The organism is Xanthomonas hortorum, from assembly GCF_024339125.1.
In the GTDB taxonomy this organism is placed as follows: domain Bacteria; phylum Pseudomonadota; class Gammaproteobacteria; order Xanthomonadales; family Xanthomonadaceae; genus Xanthomonas; species Xanthomonas hortorum.
The window spans coordinates 3,441,471-3,459,054 of sequence record NZ_CP101417.1; the positions used below are offsets into that span (position 1 = coordinate 3,441,471).

The following is a 17,584-nucleotide window of genomic DNA, read 5'->3' on the forward strand; positions in this document are numbered from 1 at the left end:
ACCATTCTTCAAAGCGCAGTGCCGTGCATGGCGCTGCCGCAGCAATCGGATCACACGTATGAGCAGCAATACGCAACATTGGATCGCGCAGCAGGGCAGCGCATTGCAGGGCAGCCTGGCCATTCCCGGCGACAAATCGGTCTCGCATCGCGCGGTGATGTTCGCCGCCTTGGCCGATGGGATCTCGCAGATCGATGGCTTTCTTGAAGGCGAAGACACACGCTCCACTGCGGCCATTTTCGCCAAGCTCGGCGTGCGCATCGAAACGCTGTCGGCATCGCAGCGCATCGTGCACGGCGTGGGCGTGGATGGCCTGCAGCCGCCGAATGAGGCGCTGGACTGCGGTAACGCCGGCACTGGCATGCGCCTGCTCGCCGGCCTGCTGGCCGCGCAGCGCTTCGACAGCGTGCTGGTGGGCGACGACTCCTTGTCCAAGCGCCCGATGCGGCGCGTGACCGGCCCGCTGGCGCAGATGGGCGCCCACATCGACACCGAAGAAGACGGCACGCCGCCATTGCGTGTGCATGGCGGGCAAACCTTGCATGGCATCGACTTCGTCTCGCCGGTCGCCAGCGCACAGGTCAAGTCCGCCGTGTTGTTGGCAGGGTTGTATGCAAAGGGCGACACCTCGGTGACCGAGCCGCACCCAACGCGCGATTACACCGAACGCATGTTGTCCGCATTCGGTGTGGAGATCGATTTCTCGCCAGGCAAGGCGCGTCTGCGCGGTGGTCAGCGTTTGCGTGCGACCGATATCGCGGTGCCGGCGGATTTCTCCTCGGCGGCGTTCTTCATCGTTGCCGCCAGCATCATTCCAGGCTCTGACGTGATGGTGCGTGCGGTGGGTTTGAATCCGCGTCGTACCGGGCTGCTCGCTGCATTGCGGCTGATGGGCGCGAATATCGTCGAAGAAAACCACGCCGAACATGGCGGCGAGCCGGTGGCCGATCTGCGCGTACGCTACGCACCGCTGCAGGGCGCGCAGATTCCCGAAGCGCTGGTGCCGGACATGATCGACGAATTTCCGGCCTTGTTCGTGGCTGCGGCGGCGGCGAACGGGCAGACGGTTGTGACTGGGGCGGCCGAGTTGCGGGTCAAGGAATCCGATCGTCTGGCGGCCATGGCCACCGGGCTACGCACGCTTGGCGTGCAAGTCGACGAGACGCCTGACGGTGCGACCATTCACGGCGGCAGCATCGGTAGCGGCGTGATCGAAAGCCACGGCGATCACCGCATTGCGATGGCCTTCGCCATTGCCGGTCAGCTCTCGACCGGCACCGTGCAGGTGAACGATGTCGCCAATGTCGCGACCTCGTTTCCAGGTTTCGATACCTTGGCGCAGGGTGCCGGGTTCGGGCTCAACGTTCGGACGTAAATTCGACCGGCACCTGCACGCTGCTGACGACCGCGTGGCCGTCGCGCGTTGCAGGTTCAAAGCGCCACTGCCCCAGGCTCTCCATCACCGCAGCATCCAGACGCGGGTCGTCGCTGCCGCTGCGATCGACGATGGTCACATCGCTCACCTGGCCCTGCACATCCAGTTGAAGACGCGCGGTGCGGCTGCCTTCGATGCCGGCTTGCGCAATGTCGGCTGGATAGCGCGGCATCGCGTTACCCGGCAGCGGCTTGGCTTCTTCGCTGCTGACCGGTGTACGCGCCGGCTGGTGCGCAATCATGGTCATCGCACGCGGGCCTTCGGAGGTCGGCAGGATCTGGCGGCTTGCCGCCGGCAACGGGCGCATGTCCTGCGCAAACGATTCGTCGCCATGCCGCGTCCACCACCAGGTCGGCAATATTACCAGCACCGCCAGCAGGGTGGCCCACAACCACGGCGATGCGCCATCTGCATCGTCTTCGCGCACACGCTCACGCACGTGCGCGGCCTGTTGCGGCAGCGATTGCGTCTGGTGTGAAGAAGGATTCGAGGTGAAGGACATGGCCGGCCTCCTGGCGCATCTGTGGGATGACACGGCCAGTCTGGTCGGCGCTGCCTGAGGGGGAGCTAAGGCAGGGCGCCAATGAAGGGCTAAAACTCGGCAGGCGTTCAGCTTTGTCGAACTGGCAAATCACCCGTGCCGCTGCCAGATTGGCGCGCCCGGCAGACCAGATTCCGATGCATGCGCTGATGCGTCAACGCTTTGCGCGTGGCCATCTGATGACCATCTGCGACGGTGCTGTCCGCAGGTCTTACTGCGCCGGCTTGAACTCGAAGGGGATATCCACACTGCCGGCAATCGGCTGGCCATTGCGCTGCGCCGGGTGGAAGCGCCACTGACGCACCGCTTCCATCGCGGCGCGGTCCAGATCGCGCGAACCGCTACGCTGCACCAGTGTCACGCCGCCGGGCTTGCCCGCTGCGTTTACGTCCACCCGCACCACCACATCGCCGGCATCGCCACGACGCAACGCGGCCGAGGGGTACCGCGGCGGCGGCATCTGGCCCTGCATCGGTACCGGGCGATCGCCGCCTGCGGCTACCGTAGTATTTGTGGGTGCTGTGGTGCCAGGCGCTCCAGGACCGGTGTCTTCGGGCAAGGGCATCGGCGCGGGTGTGGCAGGCGGCGCAGTGTCCACCAGGGTCGCGGTTTCTTCGGGCGGCTTGGCCTGCGGCATGTCGCTGGCGCCGTCCTGGGCCGGCAGCGGCGCGGGTAGCGGCTGGATATCGTCGGTGGCTGGCGCACCTGCGCTCGGCTGGGCCGGCGAGGCCTTGTAGAAGTCGTCCTTGCGGCCGGTGGCCCACACCAACAGGAACAACAGCAGCCCGGCAACGAAGGCGATACCGGCAATTTTCAGGGTGTGGCGGGGCAGACGTAGAACGATCTGGCGATCGGACGCAGGGCGGGGCGCGGGCATAGGGCTCACCTGAAGGATCGGGTCAATTCTGGCATAGCGGCGGTGAATCGATCGCAGCAGGTGGCGGAACAGGCGATAATCTCGCGCTTCCTACTGACCCACAGACTTCCGATGCTAGATCCGGCCCTGCTTCGCCAACATCCCGCCGACCTTGCCGAGCGCCTGCGCAGCACGCGCAGTTTCGCCCTGGACACCGCGGAACTGGAGTCGCTGGAAGGCGAGCGCAAGCGCATCCAGGTGCGCACGCAGGAGCTGCAGAGTCAGCGCAATTCCAAATCCAAGGCGATCGGGCAGGCCAAGGCCAAGGGCGAGGATGTCACCGCGCTGATGGCGGAAGTGGCTGGTTTCGGCGATGAGCTCAAGGCTTCCGAAGACGCGCTGGATGCGATCCGCGCCAAACTTGAAACCATCGCGCTGGGCCTGCCCAATCTGCCGGCCGACGATGTGCCGCACGGCAAGGACGCGAGCGAGAACGTCGAGCAATCGCGCTGGGGCACGCCGCGCCAGTTCGATTTCGCGGTCAAGGATCATGTGGAACTTGGCGCGCCGCATGGCTGGCTGGATGGCGAAACCGCCGCCAAGTTGTCGGGCGCACGTTTCACCGTATTGCGCGGGCCGATCGCGCGTCTGCATCGCGCGCTGGCGCAATTCATGCTCGATCTGCATGTCGGCGAACATGGCTACGAAGAGACCAATGTGCCCTTGCTGGTCAACGCCGAGTCGATGCGTGGCACCGGGCAGTTGCCGAAGTTCGAGGAGGATTTGTTCCAGACCGAAGTGGGCGAGTCGCGCCGCTATCTGATCCCCACCTCCGAAGTGCCGCTGACCAATATCGTGCGCGACGAGATCGTCGATGCCGAGCGCTTGCCGTTGCGCATGACCGCGCATTCGATGTGCTTCCGCGCCGAAGCCGGCAGCGGCGGCCGCGATACGCGCGGCATGATCCGCCAGCACCAGTTCGAAAAAGTGGAGCTGGTCACCGCCTGCGCGCCGGAAGACAGCGATGCCGAGCATCAGCGCATGACGCGCTGCGCCGAGGTGGTGCTGGAAAAACTCGGGCTGCCGTATCGCAAGGTGCTGTTGTGCACCGGCGACATGGGGTTTGCTGCGATCAAGACCTACGATCTGGAAGTGTGGCTGCCTTCGCAGGACACCTATCGCGAGATTTCGTCGTGTTCCAATTGCGGCGATTTCCAGGCGCGGCGCATGCAGGCGCGCTGGCGCAATCCGACCAGCGGCAAGCCGGAGCTGATGCACACGCTCAACGGTTCGGGTACTGCCGTGGGCCGCGCAATGATCGCGGTGATGGAGAACTACCAGAACGCCGATGGCTCGATTGATGTGCCCGAGGTGCTGCGCCCGTATATGGGCGGGATCGAGCGGATCGGCTAAGCGCGGCTGACAAAAGGTGCTGAAAGCGGGGCTGCGCTCATCGCCAGGCGGGCGCGGCCGCTGCCCGGAAGCAGCGAGCGCCACGCGTGCACGCCACTTTTGAGCGGGATGTCCGTACTCACCGACGAGTGCTCGCTACGTTTTGCTAGCTACTCCAAGTGCCGCTGCCGGTACGACCGTGCAGCCGACAGATGTACGCGACCTGGCCGCTTCCAAAAACATTGAAGAAAACGGGGCCGTCAGTGGCCCCGTTTTGCGTTTTTACGTGACGAGCTCATGCGCTTCGTCTGGGCAGACCACCTTGCGAATCCTGCGGGCGCGGCCCAGTTGGCGCCAACGCCGGTGCGCTGCGCGCTTTCGCGGCAAGACGAGAGGTCCTCGACGCCAAGCACTCCATATCCCGGAAGCCCGCCAGACCGGGAACCCGATGCGACCGCGGTCGTTGCTCTGTTGGGATAAAGGTGGTTAAATATCACTTATCGTTCTATCCATGGATACCTGCGCCATGCACGACCTGAATGACCTGTACTACTTCGCGATGGTGGTGGACCACGGCGGCTTCGCTGCGGCCGAGCGTGCGCTCGGGATCCCCAAATCGCGCCTGAGCCGCCGCATCAGCCAGCTCGAAACCGATTTGGGCGTGCGCCTGTTGCAGCGTTCCACGCGCCGCTTTGCGGTGACCGACGTCGGCACCAGCGTGCATCGCCATGCCCAGACCATGCTGGCCGAAGCCCAGGCCGCGCGCGAGGTGGTGGATCGTCTCAGCGCCGAGCCGCGTGGCCTTGTGCGTGTGAGCGTTCCGGTCTCGCTGGCGCAGATTCAATTGCCCAAGCTGTTGCCGGAATTTCTGACCAAGTACCCCAAGGTGCGGCTGCAGCTCAATATCAGCAACCGCCGCGTCGACGTCATCAATGAGGGCTACGACATCGCACTGCGCGTGCGCTCGCGCCTGGACGACGACGGCAGCCTGGTGATGCGCAGCTTCGGCCAGGTGCAGGAATTGCTGGTCGCCAGCCCCAAGTACCTGGACCGCGCCGGCCGCCCCAAAGACCCGAGCGAGCTGGCCAACCACACCACCATGAGCACCAGCGAAGACGAAGCGCATCAGCGCTGGGAACTGCACGGCCCCAACGGCGAGATGCGCCGCGTAGACCTGCAGCCGCGTCTGGCCGGTTTCGATTTCCCGCTGCTGCAGTCGATGGCGCGCGATGGCTTCGGCATCACCATGTTGCCGGAGACCGTGTGCGCCCAAGCGGTGCGCAGCGGCGAGCTGGAAGTGGTGCTGCCGCACTGGTCGCTGCCGCAAGGCATCTGCCACGCGGTGTTCGCCTCGCGCCGCGGCCTGCTGCCAGCGGTGCGCGTGTTCATCGACTTCCTGGCCGAACACCTGCCGCGCGAGATCGAACGCTCGCGTCTGGATTGCGGCGGCAACTGCGCCGAACTGGCCGAAAAGCTCAAGCGTGCCGCCGGAACTGCACCGCGTCTGGCCGTGGCCGAAGCCGGCTGAGCTGCGCCTGGTCGCCGAGGCCGGCTGACACGCCATTCGGCAGTCAGCTCGTTCTCGGTAGTTAGCTCGCTTCAACGTTCGGCAGGTTGCACCCTTAGTCGGGTGCTCGCGGCCGGCCGGTAACATGCAGTGGCCTGCCGCGAGTGACGGCGCGGCACGCTGCGCCAGCCAAAAGCAGTGCGGTGTAACCAAGCAAAGCGCGCCCGGGCATGCGAGAATGCGCGCCCGGGAGCGATCCCGGGGGGTGACACCGCATAAGCGGTGGTCACCATCAGCGTCACCCGCAAAGCGCGTGGCGCCTGCGTGATACACCGATGCCATCGGCGACCACGCAGAGCAGAATCAAAGCAGCATCGGAGAGATGGCCGAGCGGTTGAAGGCACCGGTCTTGAAAACCGGCGAAGGGTCAAACCTTCCGTGGGTTCGAATCCCACTCTCTCCGCCAGTCACTTCTAAGTCATTGATTTATAACATAAAAATCTGACTTGGTTGGATTGGAAGGCAGGAAGCATGCAGAGGAAACACTCGCATGCGCATCCCTCATCATTTGAGCCGTTCGTCCACCGGCCGCTGGTCGTTCGTCCAACGTGTGCCCGTCGATTTGCAAACCGTGATGGGCTGCCGGCTTATCAAACGCACCTTGCAAACGAAGGACTTGGCGCAGGCGCATGTGCGTGCGGTGGTGCTTGGGGCGGGCTATGCTCGGCTCTTCGCACAGTTGACGGATCAACGCGTGACCAAGCTCAGTAAGTCGGACGCTGACCTGCTTATTGCTCGACTGACGAGCGCCGAAAACCTCCGGGAACTGACGCTCAATCGCACCCGCCAACCGGATGGGACGGTGACCGAACAGTGGCAGATCGACAGCCCAAAAGACCTGAAGTTGTATCGACAGTTGATGGAGCTGGAAGCACGGGGTGGGGCAACCGTCCAAGCATCGCGGCTCCCGGTGGCGGCCTTCAACGCATTCGAAGCGTCGCACCAGGCCAGTCCTGTGAGGCAAGCCTCTGTGCCAGCACTTGAAACGATGACCTTGGGCAAGGCTCGGGACGCGTTCCTTGCCACCCTCAAGGGCTCGACGCTGCCCAAGACCTTCACCATCAAAAAAACGGCCATCGAGGCGCTGGTGGCATTCCTGGGTCCGAAGGCCAAGGTCCATGCCATCACCCGGTCCGACCTGGCGCGGTGGTATCAAGACATGCGCGAGAAGGGCGCTTCCACGCCAACCCTCACGAACAAGCAGAGCTACATCGGTGGCAAAGGTGGCTTCTTCGAGTGGGCCATGGCGTCGGGCCACTACCCGAAGGGCGACAATCCTGCCTCCGGCCATGTCAGCTATTCCCAGCGTGAGAAGCGGGCCCGAAAGAAGCTGGGGTTCAAGGCCTACGACAGGGCCCAGATCCAAGCCCTGTTTGCCCCCGAGGCGCTCGGCAGGCTTTCAGAGTCGGCCCGCTGGGCCTCGCTACTTGGACTCTATACGGGGGCGAGGGCGTCAGAGGTCGGCCAGTTGCTGATCAAAGACGTGTTTGAAGAAGACGGTATTCCGTGCATCCGCATCTCAGACGAAGGCGAACACCAAAAGGTAAAAACCGAAGTGAGCCTTAGGACAGTGCCCCTCCATCCTGAGCTGCTCAAGATGGGCTTTATGAAATGGGTGGACGATAAGCGCAAGGCCGGTGAAACGAGGTTGTTCCCAGCGGCCAAAGCCACCGCCGTGAACGGGCAGGGGAACTGGATCACCAAGGCTTTCAGTCGGCATCTGGCTGAGGTGGGGAAGGACTGGGAGCCGGCCAAGCGGGGCTTTCATTCCCTCAGAAAAACCTTCATTCAGGAGCTTCAGGGAGCTGGAGTGGTGTCAGAGCTCCGTGCGCAGATCGTTGGGCATGAGCTCGATGATGAGCATCATTCAACCTATAGTCGGGAATTTACAGCTAACGAGAAGCTGGCTGGGCTCGGTGTCCATTCTCCAGGTTTGCATGCATTTCAGTTAGGTTTCGGCTATCAAGGGTCTTAATTCTTTACTCGCTGGCTGGTAGGTTGACATTCTTTCATAGGCCATTAGTGTGTGCGAAAAATAGGTGGCTAAAAGTGAAAAATAGCAATCCAATCTTCCAGCTGTCTGAGGCTGGTGATAGCGCGGTGAAGCCAGTAGAATTGCTGCGCCACGCTCATCAGCAGGCAGCCACCCTTCAGGAAACTATTGAGCGCCTGCTAAGGTTGGTAAATAAGGGAACGAGTCTGGAATCGAGCATTCCTATGCTTACTCGTCTTCGTGAGAAGGAAAGTCCTTGGGCGTTCGTTGACTACGAGGCGGCGAGGAATATTGTTCCTGACGGGATGGATGCAAAGGAATACAACAACACCATAGATGCGTGCATCGAGGCTCAGATGCGCGCTAGGGCGACAGGCGGGCATCAGGCTAAATAAAGTCGTCAATCTAACGAATGTTTGTTCGATGCGTAGGGGTTGGCCCCTGATTTTTCTGCTTCTTTGAAGCGAACCTTAAGTCAGCTGATTCATTATGGCTGACGGGGGAGCTGGTGGATTCTATTTTCGGGTCCAGTTTTTGTAGTAATGACAGAAGATCTGCCGTATCGACAATGTGAGCGAATATTTTTCCACTAGTTGATAGGAGGACGCAGTTTGTTTTGAAGGACTCTCCCTCGCACATGTCTTGGATGTAGGAGTGAAATTCATCAAACTGAAGTCCAAGAAAATCCCAGCTGTAATCGCCGTAATTGGCGTCTTTATGTATTAGGCGCGCAGACTTTTCGTTGAGCATGTGCGGACTAATGAAGCTGATGGTTTTAAAGTTTATTGGGATCGACTCGTCTTGATGGGGTGGTGATTTCGTCGATCCGATCGTGTAGGCTCGGGATGTTTCTATCGCGATCCCTCGATTCTTGATTGCGATTTTACGAGTAGCAAGGTTTTCTTTGGTGAAGCCTTGCTTTCGCCTGCAGGCGGTCAAGTATGGTTCTATACGGAAGTCCTCAGTCGCTTTATCCCAATAGAGAAAATGGTGGCATGCTATGGACTGACCAATAACCTCCATGGCTCTGTCATGATTCAATTGATCTACTATTTCATCACTTTCGTCATAGCAGTTGCCGAGCGAGTCGAGTAGTTGGCAAGTTTTTCTAAAAAGCTGTTTGGGGTTGGGGGATTTGTCAGATTTGACTTTAGTCCACTCTTCCTGGATTGTATCTTCCGTTGATTTTACCTCAAGGAGGAAAAGTCTTTCGGATGCCGATATCTGAAGGTCGCCCAGCTTCGACTCTGGGGTTCCTTCCATTACGATCATCAGCGGTGGAATAGTTGCATCAGCGCACCGATTCAGCCATTGCCAGTCACGAAATGCTATTACAACAGAACTTTCTGCTAGCCGTGGCATGTGATTTCCTTCATCGAGCTGCGGTTGATTGTTGGCCACAGTTTCGGAAATGTTAGTATTTTGGAAATGGATTTTCTGACTTGAGAGAAAATTCAGATGTCGCGCAGCTTGAGCTAGGACCCAGGCGGGGTTGTCACGGAATCATCATCCCAATCCAACGGCACCAATGCTTTGCCGTTTCGCCATCGCTCGACAACTAGATCTTGATACCAAGGCTCCTGAATATCGGCGTGTTCCGTGATAATCACCTGCATGCGGGGAGCTAGGTCCTGAACGACATTGACGATGAGCTGGAAGATCCGAATCACGGCGAGGCGGTCTTCATCTTCTTCGCCGACCTGGTTTACATCGCGCTCCTGCTCTGCCGGGAAGTAGACCTGCGACGGTTGGTCCAGGATGAGGAACCGAGGCACAGGCCTCGCGCTCCGTGCGAAGAAGTCATGTAGGGCGAGGAAGGCGATAAGGTGGCAGCCGAGCCAAGTTTCACCGCTGCCCATCCGGCTCATGGGGACGGCACCGTCTTCCGTGTCAGCGACGACGATGAGCTTTTTCGGGTCAAGCCGGAAGGGGATTCCGGCGTGTTCCAGTTCCAAGAATTTCGCCCAGCGAGTCATCAGCGTTGCCACCCTGCTCATGGCCGAGGCAGTGCGCTCGCGAACGCTTTCGTCGCTGAGTTGCAACTCCAGTTCGCTGATTTGCCCGGAGAGGGTATCGATGGTCTGCTGGAGCTGTTCGTTGTCTTTAGCGGTCGGGAGCGATTCCAAGGTGAGGCTGATCCTGCCCAATACGTGGGCACGACGAGAGGTGACCTCCCGCATCGACTGAAGGCGGGAGTCGGAGGCGCGCACGGCTTCAAGCGCAGCCCAGTTGTTCCTCAATGATTCCTTGATGCCATCGAGTTCCTTGGTCTTCTCCCCAATCAACGTGTCCAAGCCCGGAGTGTGTCGACGGACGTTCTGGAGCTGCGTCCTCACTGACACGAGTTCTGCTCGCAGGTCCTTGGCAGATGGGACTGTCTCCGTCAGGGCATGGCTGCAAAGCGGACAGGTATGCTCGTCCTCATCGATGAGACCGATGCTCTCCAGTCGAGATACCTGTTCCGCAGATTCTTTGGCGAAATTACTGCCGTCCGTGCGCAGGCCCGACATTGACTGCAACTCATCGTTAACCAGATGAAGGCGGACACGCAGCTCGGATCTCGATGCAGTGAGCTGACTTAACGCCAGTTGGTCAACCTCGGTTTCCGCGCGTGCGAGCTGGTCTTCAAACGGCGCAGTCGAGGCGACGCGCAAGGATTCCAGCATGTCCTGATAGCTTCCCCCTGAAGAGTCCGCGTCAATAAGTCCGGCGGACTTGGCTTCAGACACCAGACCTTCTATTCGAGCCTCGCTGGTCAGTGAAAGCGATCGGGAAAGTTCGGACTCCTTTAGTCGAAGCTCACGGCGCAGCGAGCGAAGTTTGGCCGATAGCTCCACGTGGTCGTGGTCCATCGCGCCAATAAAGTAGGAAAACGTGTCCTTGATACCCTGAGCGACGAAGTGATCGCCTTGTCCGTGGAAGAGAAATCCAGGCTGGGAAATCTCCGTTTGCTTCTGGAAAACATAGGCTAAAGCGTGCCGGATGCTGGCCGATAGGGGTGCCCTAGTCTGACCATCTGGCGGCACATGGCGATGAGTTCCTATTCCCGTTGCTAGTTCGATGCGCGCCATGACGGCATCTATGTTGGTCGTAACCGACAGATCGTCATAACCGGGAACTGCGAGTGCGCTGCCGGTAATGTAGAAGGCGTCCCCGGTGGTCGCCTTCCCCTTGTCGGGGGCACGACGTGCAACAAAGTGTTCTTCCGTGCCATCGGTCAGCCGAAGACCATACCAGTGGATGGTCTTCGCCATGATGCCGTGGGGAATTTCGCAGGTCCCGCTGCCCAGGCAATAGTCGACGATAGAGATAAGAGACGACTTTCCCGTGCCGGACTCGCCGGTGATGATGTTCACCTGGCCGGGCTTCAGCGAAATCGTCCGGGGAGGGCGGCCTTCATGGTAGATGACGATGTCTAGGATCTGAATGCTCATGGTCGCACGCCCCACAGGGCCATAACGGTGGAGTAGTCGCCGGCAGCTGCGAACCAGCGGCCAGTGAAGTGGGCTTTCTTTATGCAGTCGGCCACTTCAGGTGTGGCGAGGTCGCGATAATACTTGTTGATCTTGCGCACATTTAATTCTGGAACAAGCCTATGCCCATCCATAGAAATCATTCCGCTCGACGCTGCGACCGCAATTGACTGCCGGACAAGTGGAGCGATGGCCTTAGCCCGATCGGCAAATCCAACCAAGGCAGATGGATGGACGCTCAGCCAAGCTGCCAAGCTAGTGCTGATGGCTCGGGGAAGGGCTTCACGCGTCACTTTTTGTAAGACCGCCGGCAAAGCAACAAATGCCAATGCATAGGGGAGACCGCTGCCGTCGCTTTCTTCTTCGTATCCTTTTGCGGCACTGTAGATCAATGCTCCCAAGAACGCAGGGTTGAGTAGGCGGACTTGTTCCTGCGGCTGACGACGCCATAGAGGCTCAATGAGCCTCGGTTCACGGTGGACGGTCATGCCGCGACTCCTGGAATTGCGAGAAGGTGTCGGAGTCTGGCTTCAAATTCTGGGTGCCAGCCAATGCGCAACTCATTGGCCATCATGTGCAAGGATCCGCGACAGATGCTGGGGTGGTCGACGTTCTTCCGGATAGGAAGGCACGCGGATTCCACCCACTTGAAAACCGCGCGTGCCATTTTTTGTTGTTCTTCCTCTGCTGCCCCAGGGCCAAGATCGTCCAGTGCCTGGGCAAACGAAATTTCCCATTCTTCGTGGAGCGTGCGCTCGTATTTTTCTAAGTCACCCACCAGTATCAAGTGCTCCCGCACCCAGCGAGACCGCTGCTCAAAGGCCCGGTAGTAGTCTCTGACCGCAGCAAGGACACGCGAGTGGTGAGCCCCTGTCAACCTTGCTTGGTGCACAAACAACTCGCTCTCGTAGCTGGAAATCTCTACCTCATGCTCAAATATGTCGTCATCGACGGGTAGAGCGCTGACCAGTTGGTGACGAAGGTCGTCCATCTGCGCCTGCAGGGCAGAGCAGCGCAACGGCTCTTTGGATTTCCCAACCAAGTGCCTCAAGCACTGAGTGAACCACCATCCCTCCAGGCGACTGACGAAAGACTCCACATGATCCCGTCGAACAGTGAAGCGGACCTCGTGTCGAATGTCCTCACCCACCTGTTCAATGTTGGGTTGATTGGGCGCAATGACGACGGAGGCAACAAGAGCCTTTTGTTCTTCTGAACTCAATGCTTTGAAAGCGGTGTAAGCGGCGGCGTTTTCAGCGTTTGCCGATGTTTGTGCAACGTTTCGCAGGGCCGTGAGCGCAGCATCCTCATCGCGATTCATTGCTAGAAGCTTGCTGGCAATCGAATCCTTGCCCACCATTTGTGTAGTGATGAGCACCAAGCGATCAAGTGGCGTGACGTTCCCAGACTTCCTCCCTTCGATCCATACGCGCAGCGACTTCCAGATGTCCGGAGAGGCATCGGTCAGATTCGCTTGCGCGTTGGAGTGGTGCTTGAGCTGAAAAAGCTCAAGAGGCGTCCCGGTCTTTTCAAAGACGACGTCGTCCAGCGTCTCCAAGAAAATCGAGAAATCGTCGTCGTCTGCGGGGTTGATGCGGCGCAAGGCGGTCAGAAGCGCCATGCGGATCTGATAGAGGTATCCCAGCGCTGAGTCGCCAGCGCCAAACGCAGTGTTCGTCCCTGCAGTCGACCCCGTCATCGGTCCCCCATTCCTTGGCTATTAATTACGTCCTGCCAGTCTGAGCGACAGAGCGTGGATCGCATCCTCGCACGAATGTGACATGGGGCCAACGCTGGAGCGAAAGGAGGATTGTCCGGCTAGTTGGGGATAGCTTCTTGAGGAGCGGCGGCCTCAACAGCGACGCAATACCGGCAATCCATGGAGCAAAAAGAAAGCCCGGAGTGCCGCGCTTTCTTGATGCAGATGCCCCATTGGGATCAGCGGGTCAGCTGAAGCCACAACACAAGCAGCACCATGGGGAGTCCGCTGAGCATCGAGCTGACCCAGAAAGCCCCCATCACGGTCAGCGGGGTCATCACCCACCACTGCGCAGCTGTAAACCCTTGGTCGCGTCGTCGAGCCGCGTAAGCCTCCTGCGGATAGAGCCGCTCCGCCCTCCTCAGTCCTCGCCGAGCCATCAGCGGCCCAACGATGAAGCCGAATGGGCCCAGGAAGAGCAGGCTGAGCGAGAACCACCAGAAGAATCGGTTGTGCGGGGTGGTCACCTTTTTAGGGGCAGCGCGCATGACGACGTCTTCGCGGAAGCCGCCCACAGCGCCGGCTGAAGTTCCCACCATCGAATCGGGTTGGGTCTTCATTTGGCGTAGGCCCTCCAGGTGCCGTCGCTCTTGGCGTAGCGCAGGTTCTTGCTCACGGGGATGGGCACTTGCCGGCCTCCGATGTCGATCGCCACCTTGCCCCTCGTGTCGCAGCGATAGCCGTCGACGCCCTCCGCCTCAACGCAGCCGGTGAGCTCGAAATTCTGAACGTCGGTGACTTGGCCGGCGCCGCTGTCTTTCAGCAACCGGACGAATGCCTCTTTGGCGTTTTCAGACGAGGGCTTGCCACTACAGGCAGTGAGGCTCAAGGCCATAGTCAGAGCGATCAGGCCGATCCTTGCGTGTTTCATGTCTGTCCTTTGAGAGGGAGTGGGGGAGGGCAGGGTTACTTGTCGCGGTTGCCGTCGGGCTTGAACCCGGCGATCCACATCCGGCTGTCCTTGAACGGGGTCAGCATTCCGGAGGGGCCCGGGTGCAGGTCGGCGGTCTGGATAAAGCCGGCTACCCAAGCGATGCGCAGCGACACGTCCACGGCCCGGTCAGCGACGCCAGGCCGGCTCACATTGACCACGAACGGCTGAGCCGGCGGGTTGGGACCCGTGGACCGCTGAGCCCCCGTGTTGGGCTTGCTGGGCGGCACCCGGATGCCGCTGAGCGAGTCCCGGCCTTTCCACAGGGCTGCGCTGTTGAGCTCCGCCGTCTCGCCCAGGTCGTCCGTTTCCGTCACTGCAGCATCGAAGCAGGTGCGGAAGGTCTCTGTGCTCGATGCGGTTGGGCTGGTCCAGATGCGGGCCTCCGCCGTCCAGCAGGGCAGCGAAGCCCCCCACTCGGTGAAGGTCAACGCGACTCGGGGCCAGTCCAGGCGCCCCGCCTGGGCAGCCTGGTGGTTGTCGCCCTTGAAGAGGTTCGGTAGCTTCCCGGCGCCATTGATGGGCGCGTAGATCGAGCCTGTCCCTTGGATGCCGGCCTTGCTCGCGGCGTTCGGCTTGATGCCGACCATCTGCTTGCCCGTGTCGGCCAACCCCTTTCCGAGTTGACGGAAAAAGCCGGACTTCTGCTCCGGCACCTCTTGGGCTTGGGCACTGAGTGGAGAGACGAGCGTCAACGCCAAGAGCGCAGCGAACGCTCCTTGTCCTGCGTGCTTCATAGGAAAAGCCCCTGTAGACCGCCGGTCTGGCAGCATTTACGATAATCGCAGATGAGTCGCCCGCTTCCAAGCGGCACACTGAGAGAATTCAGCTTTCGTGCAATCTTCTCGATGCCCAAACCCAAGACACCGGCCACGGTCTATGGCACACGTCTGCGCCATGCGCGGATGGCCATGGGCTGGACTCAGGCCGAGCTGGCGGAGCGCATTGGGATGGTGGACTCGGTGTCGGGAGCCACGCGTGTGAGCCGCTACGAGACGGGGCAACATGACCCGGACCCTGCGACGGCCGAGGCACTAGCGAAGGCGTTGAATCTTCCAGTCGCTTATTTCCACGCCACGTCCGACGTGCTGGCTGACATCATCCTGCTCGTGTCTCGGTTGCCTGTCGCCAAGCAAAAAGAGGCCTTGGAGCGACTCAGGGATCTTGCAGGCAAGCACTCCGGCGAATGACGGAGATAGTCGAGCCGGTGCTAACCGATGCTTGGCCGAATCTCAGGCAATGAGATTGTCAAGGCCTAGGATTAGGGACAAGGGATAAGGGATGTTGCCGCACCGGACACCAACGTGTGTTACGCCTTGGTGCGAGCACTGCCTCTAACCTGCATCGAGGAAATTCAATGTCAGTCGACCAGCGCCGCAGGGATGTCGAAAGACATCAAAAGGAAATAGCTCGGCTCCAGACCGAAAAATCTCGAGAAGAGACCAAGGCCGTTGGGGAGAAGAAGAAAGCGTTCGATGCGACGGCGGCCGCAAGTCGGACAAGGTCTGTTTCCACACAGCAGTCGAAGCTGCGCGAGGCCCAGCGCTATGAAGGCAGTGCCGTCGCAATTCAAAAGAAGATAGCTGATCTTGAGACGAAGATAGCCCGGGAGTATGAGCGATTAGGAAATGCCAACCGGCAACTTTCCGCAGCGCAAGCTCAGGAGCAAAAAAAGCAAGTCCAGGAGGAAAAGAAGAGAGATGCTGAGCGTAAGCGGGCAATGGTAGCGAGCGCGCAAGAGCTCTCTAGGGTCCAAGGCCGTCTTACGCACCACGACCATTTACACCGAAGCACTGAGGCTACTTTGCAGCGGTTACAGGAGTTGCCAGAGCTGTTAACGGTGCTGTTCCTGGCCTCCAATCCCATTGACCAACAGCAGCTTCGGCTTGACGAGGAGGCCAGGTCCATCCACGAAATGGTGCGGAAGTCCGAACACCGTGATGTGGTGAAATTGGAGTCCAGGTGGGCGGTCCAGCCGTTGGACGTGCTTCAGGCCATCAACGAATGCAGGCCGGGCGTTGTGCACTTCAGCGGTCATGGATCGGAAGAAGATGACATCTTGTTCCAAGACAGCGTTGGCCGGTCCAAGCTGGTCAGTAAGGAAGCCATCGTGCAAACGATGATGGCGGGGTCTGGCGATATCCAGCTTGTCTTCTTCAACACTTGCTTTTCCCATGGCCAAGCCGCTGCGATCGTGGAGCATGTGCCCTGCGCGATTGGGATGAATACGTCCATCGGCGATCAGGCCGCTCGCGTTTTCGCCGCCCAGTTTTATTCGGCGGTAGGGTTTGGGCTATCGGTAGCGGGGGCGTTTGAGCAGGCTAGGGCGGCCCTGATGCTTGAAGGGATTCCTGAGGCGCATACGCCCGAACTCTTCGCTGGGCCCGGAGTGGATCCATCCCAAGTGTTTCTGGTCAGGCCCCCGGGTTAAAACTACGTCCCAAGCGCAGGGGCCGGTCCCATAAATCCTACTTGGCTCTTCAGAGATGGATAGCTACCCCAGCCGCTCCGCTCACGACCTCAACAGCGGGCCACGCGGGATGCTACGTTTGTTTAAGAATCCGACGTGCGCGCCGATAGGGACAGTGCCTGCTGATGCGTGAGGACAAGGATGTGAGGAAGACGCTTATATTTGGAAACGGGCTAGGAATGGCTCTTGACCCAACCCTATTCTCGCTCGACGAGGCGATCGGACGGGCATGGGAAGGCGAAGGGATCTTTGATCCAGAGACGCGGGCCTTGGTTCGCTGCTGCCTAATGGATGATGGCGATACAGAGCGACCTCACGGAGAGGGCGACCTAGACGCGCTTCAACTGGTGGTCTCGTCATGTGACTTCTTGGATCGGATGAGTCAAGGCGGTGCACATTGGCTCAGCGACCATGGGCAAAGATTTCCTGCCGCAGTGCGCAAGTTTCTTTATCAGACGGCACTCCAGTTCCACCGGAGGGATGTGCTCCTTCCGCTAGAGTTCGCTCAGCCGCTGGCCGCCTTTCTTCATGAGACCCACTCGCACGTCGCGACCCTTAACTACGACAACCTGCTGTATCAGCGAATGATTGAGGCGCATGTCCTCAGCGGATACGACGGCGCGTTGGTTGACGGTATGCTGGGACGTGGCTTCTCGCCGGAGAACCTGGAGCGGAAATGGGGGCGAACTTTCGGTTACTACCTTCATCTACATGGTTCCCCACTGTTCGTCGACCAGGACGACATCGTCCGAAAGTTGCAGCAGGGAGAGCTTGGTGGAGACGATGATGTAGTTGGCTCCCACATCGTGCTGACTCATGTCAAACACAAGCCCACGGTCATCGCCGCATCAGCGCTCTTGCAGAGCTATTGGCAGCACCTGGAGTCGGCCTTGGAGGAGTCCAACGAGGTCATATTGTTTGGATATTCCGGACTGGATACCCATCTCAATGAGCTGTTGGAGCGACGGTCACCGGAACGCATCCGCGTGGTGGAATGGGATGGTTCCGGTGAACAGGCAAAAAGAGAGGTCTTTTGGAAAAAAGCGCTAGGCAAGGAAGCAGCCGTCATGCGAATGGAGAGCATCCTGGCGTTCGCCGATTGGGGCTGAGAGGTATGTCCAAAGTCGGCGTGAATGCCTAGGCGGCGGTGGCGCTGGCCGCGCGCTG

At 59.9% G+C, this 17,584-nt stretch carries 17 protein-coding genes and 1 tRNA gene; 9 read left to right on the top strand and 9 right to left on the bottom strand.

The features are described 5' to 3' along the window. The first annotated feature begins 58 nt into the window (after positions 1-58). Entirely contained in the window at positions 59-1,375 is a 1,317-nt protein-coding gene (gene aroA, locus NMB96_RS14810; RefSeq protein WP_255085109.1) for a 3-phosphoshikimate 1-carboxyvinyltransferase, read from the top strand. Here aroA and NMB96_RS14815 read toward each other — a convergent pair. Both NMB96_RS14815 and NMB96_RS14820 read right to left on the bottom strand, forming a co-directional pair. After that, positions 1,359-1,826, bottom strand: coding sequence for an energy transducer TonB (locus NMB96_RS14815; protein WP_255086973.1), 468 nt, complete (start codon positions 1,824-1,826; stop codon positions 1,359-1,361). The genes aroA and NMB96_RS14815 overlap by 17 nt on opposite strands. A gap of 361 nt (positions 1,827-2,187) precedes the next feature. Continuing rightward, positions 2,188-2,853 carry an energy transducer TonB gene (locus NMB96_RS14820; RefSeq protein ID WP_255085110.1) on the bottom strand — a complete coding sequence of 222 codons (666 nt, stop codon included), beginning with the start codon at positions 2,851-2,853 and terminating at the stop codon, positions 2,188-2,190. Positions 2,854-2,964: 111 nt separating this feature from the next. Between NMB96_RS14820 and serS the strand changes: the two genes are divergently transcribed. The 5 genes from serS to NMB96_RS14845 all read left to right on the top strand — a co-directional run bounded on the left by serS (position 2,965) and on the right by NMB96_RS14845 (position 8,179). Next, positions 2,965-4,245, top strand: coding sequence for a serine--tRNA ligase (gene serS / locus NMB96_RS14825; RefSeq protein WP_255085111.1), 1,281 nt, complete (start codon positions 2,965-2,967; stop codon positions 4,243-4,245). 490 nt (positions 4,246-4,735) lie between these two features. Continuing rightward, the gene (locus tag NMB96_RS14830; RefSeq protein WP_006451085.1) at positions 4,736-5,752 is read left to right on the top strand and encodes a LysR family transcriptional regulator; all 1,017 of its coding nucleotides are present in this window, start codon (positions 4,736-4,738) and stop codon (positions 5,750-5,752) included. Positions 5,753-6,107: 355 nt separating this feature from the next. Continuing rightward, positions 6,108-6,197, top strand: a tRNA-Ser gene (locus tag NMB96_RS14835). 84 nt (positions 6,198-6,281) lie between these two features. Next, positions 6,282-7,766 carry a site-specific integrase gene (locus NMB96_RS14840; RefSeq protein ID WP_255085112.1) on the top strand — a complete coding sequence of 495 codons (1,485 nt, stop codon included), beginning with the start codon at positions 6,282-6,284 and terminating at the stop codon, positions 7,764-7,766. A 74-nt stretch (positions 7,767-7,840) separates the two neighbouring features. Further along, complete coding sequence (locus NMB96_RS14845; RefSeq protein ID WP_255085113.1) at positions 7,841-8,179, top strand: hypothetical protein; 339 nt, start codon at positions 7,841-7,843, stop codon at positions 8,177-8,179. A 10-nt stretch (positions 8,180-8,189) separates the two neighbouring features. Here the strand turns inward: NMB96_RS14845 and NMB96_RS14850 are convergent, their stop codons facing one another. The 7 genes from NMB96_RS14850 to NMB96_RS14880 form a co-directional block, all read right to left on the bottom strand. Further along, the gene (locus tag NMB96_RS14850; protein ID WP_255085114.1) at positions 8,190-9,185 is read right to left on the bottom strand and encodes a hypothetical protein; all 996 of its coding nucleotides are present in this window, start codon (positions 9,183-9,185) and stop codon (positions 8,190-8,192) included. 74 nt (positions 9,186-9,259) lie between these two features. Then, positions 9,260-11,218, bottom strand: a complete 1,959-nt coding sequence (locus NMB96_RS14855; protein WP_255085115.1) for a DUF3732 domain-containing protein — start codon at positions 11,216-11,218, stop codon at positions 9,260-9,262. Then, on the bottom strand, positions 11,215-11,745 hold the full coding sequence (locus NMB96_RS14860) for a three component ABC system middle component (protein ID WP_233362711.1): 531 nt from the start codon (positions 11,743-11,745) through the stop codon (positions 11,215-11,217). Before NMB96_RS14860 ends, NMB96_RS14855 begins: the two co-directional genes overlap by 4 nt. Beyond that, positions 11,742-12,878 (bottom strand): ABC-three component system protein, encoded by a 1,137-nt coding sequence (locus tag NMB96_RS14865; RefSeq protein WP_255085116.1) that lies wholly within the window; start codon positions 12,876-12,878, stop codon positions 11,742-11,744. Before NMB96_RS14865 ends, NMB96_RS14860 begins: the two co-directional genes overlap by 4 nt. A 317-nt stretch (positions 12,879-13,195) precedes the next feature. Further along, on the bottom strand, positions 13,196-13,576 hold the full coding sequence (locus tag NMB96_RS14870; RefSeq protein ID WP_255085117.1) for a hypothetical protein: 381 nt from the start codon (positions 13,574-13,576) through the stop codon (positions 13,196-13,198). Continuing rightward, positions 13,573-13,887 (bottom strand): hypothetical protein, encoded by a 315-nt coding sequence (locus NMB96_RS14875; RefSeq protein ID WP_255085118.1) that lies wholly within the window; start codon positions 13,885-13,887, stop codon positions 13,573-13,575. Before NMB96_RS14875 ends, NMB96_RS14870 begins: the two co-directional genes overlap by 4 nt. A 35-nt stretch (positions 13,888-13,922) precedes the next feature. Continuing rightward, on the bottom strand, positions 13,923-14,684 hold the full coding sequence (locus NMB96_RS14880) for a hypothetical protein (RefSeq protein WP_255085119.1): 762 nt from the start codon (positions 14,682-14,684) through the stop codon (positions 13,923-13,925). Between the two features lie 51 nt (positions 14,685-14,735). On the opposite strand from NMB96_RS14880, the gene NMB96_RS14885 reads away from it, so the two are divergent. From NMB96_RS14885 to NMB96_RS14895, 3 genes are all read left to right on the top strand, one after another. Then, positions 14,736-15,137, top strand: coding sequence for a helix-turn-helix domain-containing protein (locus tag NMB96_RS14885; RefSeq protein ID WP_255085120.1), 402 nt, complete (start codon positions 14,736-14,738; stop codon positions 15,135-15,137). Between the two features lie 167 nt (positions 15,138-15,304). After that, a complete protein-coding gene (locus tag NMB96_RS14890) occupies positions 15,305-16,378 on the top strand; it encodes a CHAT domain-containing protein (protein ID WP_166743178.1) in 1,074 nt (357 codons plus the stop codon). A 164-nt stretch (positions 16,379-16,542) separates the two neighbouring features. Further along, positions 16,543-17,526, top strand: coding sequence for a hypothetical protein (locus NMB96_RS14895; RefSeq protein ID WP_039513932.1), 984 nt, complete (start codon positions 16,543-16,545; stop codon positions 17,524-17,526). The last annotated feature ends 58 nt before the right edge of the window (positions 17,527-17,584 follow it).

What these genes read in the sequence shown, in the direction of transcription:
- aroA (WP_255085109.1), top strand. Translation starts at nt 59, where the DNA reads ATGAGCAGCAATACGCAACATTGGATCGCGCAGCAGGGCAGCGCATTG.
- NMB96_RS14820 (WP_255085110.1), bottom strand. Translation starts at nt 2,853, where the DNA reads ATGCCCGCGCCCCGCCCTGCGTCCGATCGCCAGATCGTTCTACGTCTG.
- serS (WP_255085111.1), top strand. Translation starts at nt 2,965, where the DNA reads ATGCTAGATCCGGCCCTGCTTCGCCAACATCCCGCCGACCTTGCCGAG.
- NMB96_RS14830 (WP_006451085.1), top strand. Translation starts at nt 4,736, where the DNA reads ATGGATACCTGCGCCATGCACGACCTGAATGACCTGTACTACTTCGCG.
- NMB96_RS14840 (WP_255085112.1), top strand. Translation starts at nt 6,282, where the DNA reads ATGCGCATCCCTCATCATTTGAGCCGTTCGTCCACCGGCCGCTGGTCG.
- NMB96_RS14855 (WP_255085115.1), bottom strand. Translation starts at nt 11,218, where the DNA reads ATGAGCATTCAGATCCTAGACATCGTCATCTACCATGAAGGCCGCCCT.
- NMB96_RS14860 (WP_233362711.1), bottom strand. Translation starts at nt 11,745, where the DNA reads ATGACCGTCCACCGTGAACCGAGGCTCATTGAGCCTCTATGGCGTCGT.
- NMB96_RS14865 (WP_255085116.1), bottom strand. Translation starts at nt 12,878, where the DNA reads ATGGCGCTTCTGACCGCCTTGCGCCGCATCAACCCCGCAGACGACGAC.
- NMB96_RS14870 (WP_255085117.1), bottom strand. Translation starts at nt 13,576, where the DNA reads ATGAAGACCCAACCCGATTCGATGGTGGGAACTTCAGCCGGCGCTGTG.
- NMB96_RS14875 (WP_255085118.1), bottom strand. Translation starts at nt 13,887, where the DNA reads ATGAAACACGCAAGGATCGGCCTGATCGCTCTGACTATGGCCTTGAGC.
- NMB96_RS14880 (WP_255085119.1), bottom strand. Translation starts at nt 14,684, where the DNA reads ATGAAGCACGCAGGACAAGGAGCGTTCGCTGCGCTCTTGGCGTTGACG.
- NMB96_RS14885 (WP_255085120.1), top strand. Translation starts at nt 14,736, where the DNA reads ATGAGTCGCCCGCTTCCAAGCGGCACACTGAGAGAATTCAGCTTTCGT.
- NMB96_RS14890 (WP_166743178.1), top strand. Translation starts at nt 15,305, where the DNA reads ATGTCAGTCGACCAGCGCCGCAGGGATGTCGAAAGACATCAAAAGGAA.
- NMB96_RS14895 (WP_039513932.1), top strand. Translation starts at nt 16,543, where the DNA reads ATGCGTGAGGACAAGGATGTGAGGAAGACGCTTATATTTGGAAACGGG.